Annotated in this window: 11 protein-coding genes; 7 read left to right on the top strand and 4 right to left on the bottom strand. The window is 72.8% G+C overall.

The window, feature by feature from the left end:
- Together ACFXAZ_RS00245 and ACFXAZ_RS00240 are read left to right on the top strand one after the other, a co-directional pair.
- Nucleotides 1-773: response regulator transcription factor (locus ACFXAZ_RS00245; RefSeq protein WP_384582639.1), on the top strand; the 773-nt coding region annotated here is incomplete at its 5' end.
- A 113-nt stretch (nucleotides 774-886) separates the two neighbouring features.
- Complete coding sequence (locus ACFXAZ_RS00240) at nucleotides 887-1087, top strand: hypothetical protein (protein WP_384582636.1); 201 nt, start codon at nucleotides 887-889, stop codon at nucleotides 1085-1087.
- 36 nt (nucleotides 1088-1123) lie between these two features.
- Here the strand turns inward: ACFXAZ_RS00240 and ACFXAZ_RS00235 are convergent, their stop codons facing one another.
- On the bottom strand, nucleotides 1124-2533 hold the full coding sequence (locus ACFXAZ_RS00235) for a DUF2252 domain-containing protein (RefSeq protein WP_384582633.1): 1410 nt from the start codon (nucleotides 2531-2533) through the stop codon (nucleotides 1124-1126).
- Nucleotides 2534-2753: 220 nt separating this feature from the next.
- On the opposite strand from ACFXAZ_RS00235, the gene ACFXAZ_RS00230 reads away from it, so the two are divergent.
- The 3 genes from ACFXAZ_RS00230 (at nucleotide 2754) to ACFXAZ_RS00220 (ending at nucleotide 5241) form a co-directional block, all read left to right on the top strand.
- A complete protein-coding gene (locus tag ACFXAZ_RS00230; RefSeq protein ID WP_384582630.1) occupies nucleotides 2754-3251 on the top strand; it encodes an SHOCT domain-containing protein in 498 nt (165 codons plus the stop codon).
- Nucleotides 3244-4692, top strand: a complete 1449-nt coding sequence (locus ACFXAZ_RS00225) for a diacylglycerol/lipid kinase family protein (RefSeq protein WP_384582627.1) — start codon at nucleotides 3244-3246, stop codon at nucleotides 4690-4692. Before ACFXAZ_RS00230 ends, ACFXAZ_RS00225 begins: the two co-directional genes overlap by 8 nt.
- A 150-nt stretch (nucleotides 4693-4842) precedes the next feature.
- Complete coding sequence (locus ACFXAZ_RS00220) at nucleotides 4843-5241, top strand: molybdopterin-binding protein (protein WP_384582625.1); 399 nt, start codon at nucleotides 4843-4845, stop codon at nucleotides 5239-5241.
- A 36-nt stretch (nucleotides 5242-5277) separates the two neighbouring features.
- Here ACFXAZ_RS00220 and ACFXAZ_RS00215 read toward each other — a convergent pair whose 3' ends face one another.
- From ACFXAZ_RS00215 to ACFXAZ_RS00205, 3 genes are all read right to left on the bottom strand, one after another.
- Nucleotides 5278-6438: an NAD-dependent formate dehydrogenase gene (locus tag ACFXAZ_RS00215; protein WP_384582622.1), complete on the bottom strand. Its 1161-nt coding sequence runs from the start codon at nucleotides 6436-6438 to the stop codon at nucleotides 5278-5280.
- A gap of 134 nt (nucleotides 6439-6572) precedes the next feature.
- Nucleotides 6573-7511 carry a LysR family transcriptional regulator gene (locus tag ACFXAZ_RS00210; protein ID WP_384582619.1) on the bottom strand — a complete coding sequence of 313 codons (939 nt, stop codon included), beginning with the start codon at nucleotides 7509-7511 and terminating at the stop codon, nucleotides 6573-6575.
- A gap of 140 nt (nucleotides 7512-7651) precedes the next feature.
- Nucleotides 7652-8143 (bottom strand): molybdopterin-dependent oxidoreductase, encoded by a 492-nt coding sequence (locus tag ACFXAZ_RS00205; RefSeq protein WP_384582616.1) that lies wholly within the window; start codon nucleotides 8141-8143, stop codon nucleotides 7652-7654.
- Nucleotides 8144-8281: 138 nt separating this feature from the next.
- On the opposite strand from ACFXAZ_RS00205, the gene ACFXAZ_RS00200 reads away from it, so the two are divergent.
- Together ACFXAZ_RS00200 and modA are read left to right on the top strand one after the other, a co-directional pair.
- A complete protein-coding gene (locus ACFXAZ_RS00200; protein ID WP_382680221.1) occupies nucleotides 8282-8668 on the top strand; it encodes a molybdopterin-binding protein in 387 nt (128 codons plus the stop codon).
- Nucleotides 8669-8721: 53 nt separating this feature from the next.
- Nucleotides 8722-9552, top strand: coding sequence for a molybdate ABC transporter substrate-binding protein (gene modA, locus ACFXAZ_RS00195; protein WP_384582613.1), 831 nt, complete (start codon nucleotides 8722-8724; stop codon nucleotides 9550-9552).
- Nucleotides 9553-9709 lie beyond the last annotated feature (157 nt).

Raw genomic sequence — 9709 nt, 5'->3', positions numbered from 1 at the left:
GGGGGCGGGGGGGGGGGGGGCTCCGGCCCCCCGGGGGCCCCCGGCCGCCCCCCTGCGGGGCGGCCCACCCCGAGATCTCCGCCGTTCTCCCCTCCCCCTGGGTCGAGGAGCAGCGGGCGCTGATCCTTGCCTGCGCGCGGCTGGCGGGAGGGCGGGGCGAGGAGGCCGGTGAGGTGGTCGCTGAGGCGGTCGGTGAGCTGGTCGGTGGCGACCCGGGCGAGTACGGGTCGGCGCTGGGGGCGGTGGAGGCCGCCCGGGTGCTGCTGGCCGCCGGGCGGGCCGAGGACGCCGCCGGGCTGGTCCGGCGGGTGCGGGGCGATCGGCACGCCGGGCCCGCCGTGACCGTACGGGCCTCGCTGGTCCGGGCCCGGCTCGCGCTGGCCGCCGGGGACACCCCCGGGGCCCGCCGGCTGGTCGGGCAGGCGCTGCTGGACGGGCGGCGGGAACGGCTGCGGCGGCCCTTCCTGGACGCCCGGGACTGGATCGGGCCCCTGCTCACCACGCCACCGCTCGCCGAACTGGCGGCGAGCTGGCTCCCGTACGGTCCACCCGTGGCCGTTGCCGGGACGGCGCCCCTCGTCGGGGAGCTGAGCGCGCGCGAGCGCGAGGTGCTGCGCGGGCTGGCCGCGATGATGTCGACGCAGGACATCGCCGCCGACCTGTGCGTCTCCGTGAACACCGTCAAGACCCACCTCAAGGGCGTCTACCGCAAGCTGGCCGTCAACCGGCGCAATGACGCCGTGCGCCGGGCCCGCGAGCTGGGGCTGCTCTAGCCGCTCCGGTTGCTCCGGCCGCTCTGATTGTTCTGACGCCCGGGGGCGCGGCCAGGCCGTTCACCTGTATCGGGTGAGGCCGTGGGCCGGGTGCGGGGGCGACCATCGTGGGCATGCGCTACGAGATCCGTGTCGAGGGGCTCATGTCGGACACGCTGACCCAGGCGTTCCCGGAGTTCGGACACGTGATGATCTCCGGGCAGACCGTGCTGTTCGGGCCTGTCGTGGACGAGGCGCATCTGTACGGGCTGCTGTCCCGGTTCCAGTCGCTCGGGCTGCTTGTCGTGGAGATGCGGCAACTGCCCGAGCGGTAAGCGCGTCCGACCGGCAGGCCCGTCAGCCCCACTGGCTCACATGCGTTCCGCGTGGATCCGGCCCGCCTGCACCGCCGCCCCCAGCGCCTTGAAATCGCGCTCGTTCTGGTCGGCGTACGCCTGGGCGAACGCGGTCAGCGCGCGGTCGAAGCTGTCGCCGCCGCCCAGGTACGCGGCGATGGCGATCGGGTCGCCCGAGCGGGCGTGGGCGCGGGCCAGGGACGCCCCGCACAGCCGGCCGAAGAGGGTGAGCAGGCGTGGGTCCATGGTCTCGGGGCGGGCGATGCCCTTCCAGTCCCAGAGCTGACGGACGTAGAAATCCCGTGGCTGCCCGTCCAGGCCGGTCTCATGGGTCCAGCCCAGGAAGATGTCGCTGCTCGTCTGGATCAGGCGCTGTCCGGTGACCACCCGGCGGCCCTGGTTGTCGTAGGGGTCGCCGCCCGTGTGGGCGGCCAGCACCGATTCGCCGGCCTCCTTGGCCTGGAGGAGCAGCGAATCGTCGTCGTCCCGGCCGCGCAGCAGCAGGACCCAGCAGCGGGTGCCGACGCTGCCGACGCCGACCACCTTGCGGGCCATGTCCACCAGGCGGTAGTGGCGCAGCAGGTGCCGGCGCTCGGCGGCCAGGGTGCGCGCGTAGTTCTCCACCAGGGACCGCAGTTCCTTCTCCCGCCCTTCCTCGGACGGGTCGTCCCGCAACTGGTCCAGCGGGGTGATCAGCGGCGGGTCGGCGGCGATGCGGCGGCCCTCGGCGGTGACCGTGGTCAGCTTGTCGAAGGCCTTCATGTGGGTACGGGTACGGGCCCGTCGCTCGGCTTGCGCGGTACGGCGGGCCAGCTCCGGGTCGGGCTTGCCGCCGATCAGTTCGCGCAGCCCGTCGGTGTCGTCCTGCGCGTACCAGATGTCGAGGGTGCGCATCCCGGCGAACTCGCGCATCCGGGTCCGGTACTCCGCCACACACTCCCTCACCAGCGTGTTCTGCTCCTTGAGGGAGAAGCCGTTCGCCCGGCCCGCCGTCACCAGACCGGCCGCCAGCCGTTTGACGTCCCACTCGAAGGGGCCCGGGAGGGTCTCGTCGAAGTCGTTGATGTCGAAGACCAGGTGGCGTTCGGGGGAGGCGAGGAGGCGGAAGTTCAGCGGGTGGGCGTCGCCGCAGAGCTGCACCCCGAGCCCGGTGTCCGTCATGGGGCCCAGGTCCGCCGCCATGATGGCCGCCGCGCCCCGGTAGAAGCGGAACGGCGACTCCAGCATGCGGCCGTAGCGGACCGGAACGAGTTCCGGCACCCGGGCTGCGGACTGGCGTTCGATTACTTCGATCGGGTCCGGCCGGTCCGGACGTGGCTCGAACACGCTGTGCGCGGTCCGGGACATCCGTCCGCGCGCCTGCCTGCCGTATGCCGCCCGCTCCTCCGGTGAGAGGTCGGCGGTGAAGTCGCTCGCCGCGGTCATGACCAGCCTCCCTGTGCCACCCCGGTGCCATTCGGTGTTCCCGGCCCATCTGACGCCCCCGGCGCGGGATGGGGATCACCCGTGAGGGGTGACCCGTCCGGTGCCGGGCCGGAACGATGGTGGGTGGGTCACGAGAACCGAGAACTGGGAGGTGGCAGGAGGGAGGGAGCCGGGGAACCGGAGAAGAGGGAGGGGTGCCGGAGATGAGGCGAGGAGAGACATGAGCGCATCTGACTATCTGGCCTACGACTATCCGCTGCTGAGCGCCTTCTGGACGATGCTCCTGTTCTTCCTGTGGATCATGTGGTTCATCCTGCTCTTCCGGGTCGTCATGGACATCTTCCGCGACGACACCCTGAGCGGCTGGGGGAAGGCCGGCTGGCTGTTCTTCTGCATCGTGCTGCCCTTCCTGGGCGTGCTCGTCTACATCATCGCCCGCGGCCGGAACATGGGCCGCCGGGAGATCGATCAGGCGCGGGCCCAGCAGCAGCAGTTCGACGACTACATCAAGAAGACGGCGGCCGGTGGCAGCGGCACCAGCAGCGTGGACGAGCTGTCCAGGCTGTCCGAGATCCGCGCCCGCGGTGACATCACGGACGACGAGTTCCGGCGGGCGAAGGAGTTGGTGCTGTCCGGGCAGGGGACGGGAGGGGGCCACGGTCCCACGGTGTCCGGGTCGGGCTCCGGGTCCGGCTCCGGCTCCGGGTCCGGTGGCTGAGCGGGCGGCACCCGCAGGCAGTCCCGGCCTCGCCCGCCTCGCCCTGCTCGCGCTGGCGGCCGGTATCGCCGTACCGCTGGTCGCCGCCGGGCTGCGCAGCCTGCTGTGGGTGCTGATCGGCGTCGCCGGGCTGGCCCTCGCCGCCGTCGGGGCGTGGTGGACGCTCGCCCACACCGGTGTGCTGCGCGTCCTCGGCGCCGCGCTGGCGGTCCTCGCGCCGCTCGCCGTCCTCGTCCTGTACGCCACGGTCGGCATGCTCGGGCCCGCACTGCTGGCGCTGGTCCTGCTCGCGCTGGCGGTCACCGCGGCGCGGGCGGCGCTGCCCCGGGTCCGGCGGGACGCGGGGCGGCCGGTCACGGCGCCGGCCCGTGCGCCCTGGATCCTGATCAATCCGCGCTCGGGGGGTGGCAAGGCGGCGCGGTTCGGGCTGGTGGAGCGGGCGGAGGCGGCCGGCTGCCGGGTGGCCCTGCTGACCGGCGGCCAGGATGTCACCGAGCTGGCCCGGCGGGCCGTCGCCGAGGGCGCCGATCTGCTGGCGGTGGCGGGCGGTGACGGTACGCAGGCGCTGGTGGCGGGGGTCGCCGCCGATCACGATCTGCCGTTCGTCGTCGTGCCCGCCGGTACGCGCAATCACTTCGCCCTCGATCTCGGCCTCGACCGTGACGACCCGGGCGCCGCGCTGCTGGCGCTGACCGACGCGGTGGAACTCCGGGTCGACCTCGGGTACGCGGCCGACCGGGTCTTCGTCAACAACGCCTCCTTCGGCGCCTATGCCGACGTGGTCGCCGATCCGGCCTACCGGGACGCCAAGTCGCGCACGGTCCTGCGCAGCCTGCCCGCGCTGCTCACGGCGCCGGGGGCGGCGCGGTTGGGGGTGCGGGTGGGTGATGGGGGGAGGGGGGAGGGGGTGGCGCCGGAGGCGCCGATGCCGCCGGAGCCGCCGGAGCGCAGCGGGCGTCACGGGGCTGACGGGCCTGACGGACCTGACTGGTCTGGCGGGCCCGGCGGGCTTCAAGAGCTGCACGGGCTTCAGGCGCTGCTTGTCAGTAACAACCCCTACGGGCGGGCCGTGGACGCCGCCCATCCGGGGCGCCGGGCGCGGCTGGACACCGGGCGGCTGGGGGTGGTGTGCGTACGGGTGGACAGCGCGGCGGAGGCGGCTCGGCTGGTGTACGAGCCACGGGCGCGGGGGGTTGTGCGGCTCACCGCCGTGGAGATCGTCATCGAGGCGGACGCCGTCGCCGTGCCGGCCGGCATCGACGGGGAGCATGTGGTGCTCGCGGCGCCGGTGGTGTGCCGTAGTGCGCCGGGCGCCCTTCGGGTGCGGGTGCCGCGGCGCCGTCCCGGGAGTCCGCGTTCGCGGGCGGGGCGCGCGCTTCGGGCCGGGGCTTCGGCGGCGGACTGGGCGCGGGTGACGCGGGTGGCGCTGGGGCGGGGGTGAGAAGGTGGGGGGGGTGGGCCGGTACGGGGTTTCGGTGCTGGTCGGGGGGTTTCGCTCACCCGCGCTTGCGGGGTGCCTGCCCGCAGCTAGGGCGGATGCGGGCCATGGCCGTTCCGGCCGCCCCCGGCCGTCTGGCCTATCTTGGCGGGTATGGACGCTTACACGATTGGGCAGGCCGCGCGGCTGCTTGGGGTCAGTCCGGATACCGCTCGGCGGTGGGCGGATGCCGGGCGGGTGGCGACCCATCGGGACGAGGGCGGGCGGCGGCTCATCGACGGTACGGCCCTCGCCGCGTTCTCCGTGGAACTGGCCAAGGGCGGACAGGGTGACGACGAGCCCGCATCCGCCACCTCTGTCCGCAACGCCTTCCCCGGGATCGTCACCGCGATCAAGCTCGGCGATGTGGCCGCCCAGGTGGAGATCCAGGCCGGCCCGCACCGGCTCGTCTCACTGCTCACCCGGGAGGCCGTGGAGGACCTGGGGCTGGAGGTGGGGATGGAGGCCACCGCCCGGGTCAAGTCGACGAACGTGCACATCGACCGGGTTTGAGCACGCCCCTCCCCGCCCCCCCCCGGGCCCCCGGACCTACTTCGTCACCGAGTACGAGTGCGCCCCCGTGCCCGCCAGCGCTCCCCCGTCCACGATCAGGTACTCGTCGCGGATCGGGCGGCCCGCGAAGAAGGACTCCAGGATCTCGCGGGTGCCGGCCGCGTAACGGGCCTGGGCGGAGAGGGAGGAGCCGGAGATGTGCGGGGTCATGCCGTGGTGCGGCATGGTCCGCCAGGGGTGGTCGGGCGGCGCCGGCTGCGGGTACCAGACATCACCGGCGTACCCGGCGAGCTGTCCGCTGCGCAGTGCCCGGTCCACGGCGTCCCGGTCCACGATCAGCCCGCGCGCGGTGTTGATCAGATACGCGCCGCGCTTCAGCCGGCCGAGCAGCTCGTCGCCGAAGAGGCCCTCCGTCTCCGGGTGCAGCGGCGCGTTGATGGTGACGACATCGACGTGCGGGGCCATGGCGGCGGCGCTCTCGTGGAAGGTGAGCCCCAGCTCCCGCTCGACGGCCTCCGGCAGCCGGTGCCGGTCGGTGTAGTGCAGCCCGACGTCGAAGGGGGCCAGCCGGCGCAGCACCGCGAGGCCGATCCGCCCGGCGGCGACCGTACCGACCTGCATGCCTTCGAGATCGTACGAACGGGCCACGCAGTCGGCGATGTTCCAGCCGCCGTCGAGGACCACCTGGTGGGACGGCAGATAGTTGCGCACCAGGGAGAGGGTCATCATCACCACGTGCTCGGCGACGCTGATGCTGTTGCAGTACGTCACCTCCGCGACCGTCACGCCGTGCTCGATCGCGGCGTCCAGGTCGACGTGGTCGGAGCCGATGCCCGCGGTGACCGCCAGCTTCAGGTTCTTGGCGGCGGCGATCCGCTCGGGGGTGAGGTACGCGGGCCAGAACGGCTGCGAGATCACGATGTCCGCGTCGGCCAGCTCACGGTCGAAGGCCGACCCGGCGCCGTCCTTGTCCGAGGTGACGACGAGGGTGTGACCGGCCTTCTCCAGGTAGCCGCGCAGCCCGAGTTCCCCGGAGACGCTGCCGAGCAGCTGGCCGGGCGTGAAGTCGATCGCCTCGGGGGTGGGGGTGGTCTGGCCGCCCGGGTAGTGGTCGATGACCGGTAGGTCGTCACGGGCGTATGTCTGCGGGTAGCCGTCGGTGGGGTCGTCGTACAGGACAGCGAGCACCTTTGCCATGGTCGCGGCTCCTCAACTGGCGTTGGTGGAAGGTGTGTTCCACCATCCTCGGAGTCGTTCGCCCTGGTCAAAGCGATCCTTGCTATACGGACATAGCCCGCGGCTATCAACCGGCCCATCAGCTGACCCATGTGCTACGCGAGGGTGCCGGTGCGCAGATACGTGCGCAGCCGCGCGTCGAGCGCGTCCCGCACGCCCGCCTCCCGGGCCACCGTCAGCAGCGCCTGCGCCAGCACCGACTGGGGCTCGCTGCGGGCGACGACCAGACCGACCCGGGGCCCGTGCGCGGGGCCCTCCAGCGGGATCACCCGCATGCCCTCGGGCACCCCGAACATATGCAGCCAGGCGTGCGATATGACGCTCGACCAGCGCCCGCCGGGGAGATGGGCGTAGAGCCCGGCCACACTGTCCGACTCGATCGCGGGCGTGGCCACGGCCCCGTCGGCGGCGAAGCACTCGTCCACGATCCGCCGGTTGCGCATCCGGGGCGCGAGCAGGCACAGCGGCAGCACCGCGGCCTGCGACCAGCGGGCGGTGTCCAGGTCGCCGAGCGGCCCGTCGACAGGAGTCAGGAGCACGTACCGCTCCTCGTAGAGGGGGAAGCGGCGGACCCGGTGCAACGTCTCGTCGTCCAGGTAGGTCATCGCCGCGTCCAGCTCGAACTCCGCGAGGCCGTGCCGGATCTCCGCCGACGACAGCGACTCCAGGGTGACCCCGGCGCGCGGATGCCGGTCGCAGAACGGGGTGGTGAGGAGGGAGGCGACGGGCAGGGCGGTGGGTACGACGCCCAGGCGCAGGGTGCCGGCCAGTCCGCCGCGCAGCGCCGACAGTTCCTGGCGCAGGGCGTCCTGTTCGGCCAGCATGCGGTGCGCCCACGCCAGGACCACCTCGCCCTCCGGGGTCAGTCCCTCGTAGCGCCGCTTCCCGCGAAGGACGAGGGGCACGCCCAGTTCGTGTTCCAGCCGGCGGATCGCGGCGGAGAGGGAGGGCTGGGAGACATAGCAGGCGGCTGCCGCGCGGGCGAAGTGCCGTTCCCGGGCGAGCGCGACGAGGTACTCCAGCTGACGCAGCACGGCGGGCGGCTCCTCGGGTCGCGTCGGGTCACGCCCTGGGGACGGCCGGGCTCAGGAAGTGGTGCCCGGCGTCCTCGTGGCGGGTGGGGGTCCAGCCTGCCGCCTGGCGGGCGGGGTGCGGGTGGTGTTCGGCCAACGGGTCACCGGTCGCCGGTCCTCGCGGGGTAGCCGCCGTCGACGTGGATGGTGCCGATGCCGCTGATGTGGCGGGCGCCGCAGCGGTCCTGGGGCAGCACCAGTTGGGGGCCGACCCCGTCGAGCGGTCGGCCGTCGAGGGTGACGCCGAGCAGGACGGGGGCACGGCCGAAGTCGGGGTCGATCTCCGCCCAGGTGAGCAGGGCGTGGTGGCCGTCGGTGCCGCGCACGGCGATCAGGAAGCGCAGCCGGTCCTTGCGGCGCCCGGGGTCGAAGGAGGGGCGGGCGTCGGTGAGGACGTCGTGCAGCAGGGGGCCGGTGAAGCGGTGGTGCTGGATGCCGTTGGTGGCGCACTCGAAGGCGACCTCGGCCCGGTGCTGGGGCCAGCCGAGCAGATCGGGGACGGTCAGCCGGGCCGGGCGGGCCAGATCGCCGGTGAGCGTGAGTTCCGCCGGCGCGCGGGTGGCCGTACCGGTGGCTGTGAGGGACTGACTCACGGGCTACCACCTCCCGCTTGACGGTACCCGCACACACCTCCCGTACAAACGCACATGCGAGGCATATAGAGACGTGATCAGGCTCATGCGATGTGACAGAAGACTTTACCCTCGCAAGTGCGGCAGTATCATCGGCGCATGCACACCTACCGGATCGGGACCGCCGCCGCCCTGCTGGGCGTCAGTGTCGACACCGTGAGGCGTCTGGTCGACGGCGGGAAACTCATCGCCGAGCGCGATGAGCTGGGCCATCGGATCATCCCGGGGCCGGCTCTCGCGGCCTACGCCCGCGAGTCCCGGCGGGCCGAGCGGGAGTCGACCGGCTCCTCGGCCCGCAACCGGCTGTCCGGCATCGTCACCGAGGTGCTCCTCGGGGATGTGTCGGCGCAGGTGGAGATCCAGGCCGGGCCGTTCCGGGTGGTGGCGATGGTCAGCCGCGAGTCGGCGGAGGAACTGTCGCTGGAGCCGGGCGTACCGGCGGTTGCCGTGATCAAGTCGACCAACGTGGTCGTCGAAAGACCGTAGTTCCGCGGTTCCGCACGGCCGTGCGGAGTCGGACCAGAGGGAGTGGACCCGTGATGACTCGTTCCGCGCGCCGGACCCGGTGGACGTTCCAGGTGGCCGGGGCAGGTGCCGCCGCCATGCTGGCCCTGAGCGGCTGCGGCGGCTCCGACAGTTCCTCGTCGGCGTCGGACTCCTCCGCCTCGCCCTCCGGTTCCGCCTCCCCGGAGGTCTCCGGCGAGATCACCGTGTTCGCCGCGGCCTCGCTCCAGGGGAGCTTCGAGACACTGGGCAAGCAGTTCGAGGACGCCCACCCCGGTACGACGGTGACCTTCAGCTTCGGCGGCAGCGACGCCCTCGCGGCGAGCATCACCGGGGGCGCCCCGGCGGATGTGTTCGCCTCGGCCAGCCCCCGGACGATGGAGATCGTCACAGACGCCGGGGACGCGGAGGGCACGCCCGCCACGTTCGCCCGCAACGAGCTGGAGATCGCGACCCTGCCGGGCAACCCCGACAAGATCACCTCGCTGGAGGATCTCACCAACCCGGATCTGAAGGTCGTGCTGTGCGACGAGACGGTGCCGTGCGGCGCCGCCGCGCAGACCGCGCTCGACGCCAGCGGGCTCAAGCTCACGCCCGTCTCCTACGAGGAGGACGTGAAGTCGGCGCTGAACAAGGTGGTGCTGAAGGAGGCCGACGCGGCGGTCGTGTACAAGACCGATGTGCAGGCCGCGGGTGACACCGTGGAGGGCGTGGAGTTCCCCGAGTCCGCCGACGCCATCAACAACTACCCGATCACCCTGCTCAAGGACGCCCCCAACGCGGGCACCGCCGAGGCGTTCATCGAGCTGGTGCGGTCGGCGGAGGGTCAGAAGGTGCTCACCGACGCCGGGTTCCTCCAGCCGTGACGAGCGGTTCCGCCGGTTCGGGTGGTCCAGGGGGTTCGAGCCGTTCGAAGGGTTCAAGCCAGTCGAAGGGTTCGAAGGATTGGAACGGTTCCACCGATTCACCGCCTTCGTCCGGCCCCTTGGGCAAGGCCGGCGCCGCGGACACCCTCATCGGGGG

Origin of the sequence: Streptomyces sp. NPDC059477, from assembly GCF_042749375.1 — a bacterium.
Taxonomy (GTDB): domain Bacteria; phylum Actinomycetota; class Actinomycetes; order Streptomycetales; family Streptomycetaceae; genus Streptomyces.
This window is presented reverse-complemented; position numbering and strand designations above follow the sequence as displayed.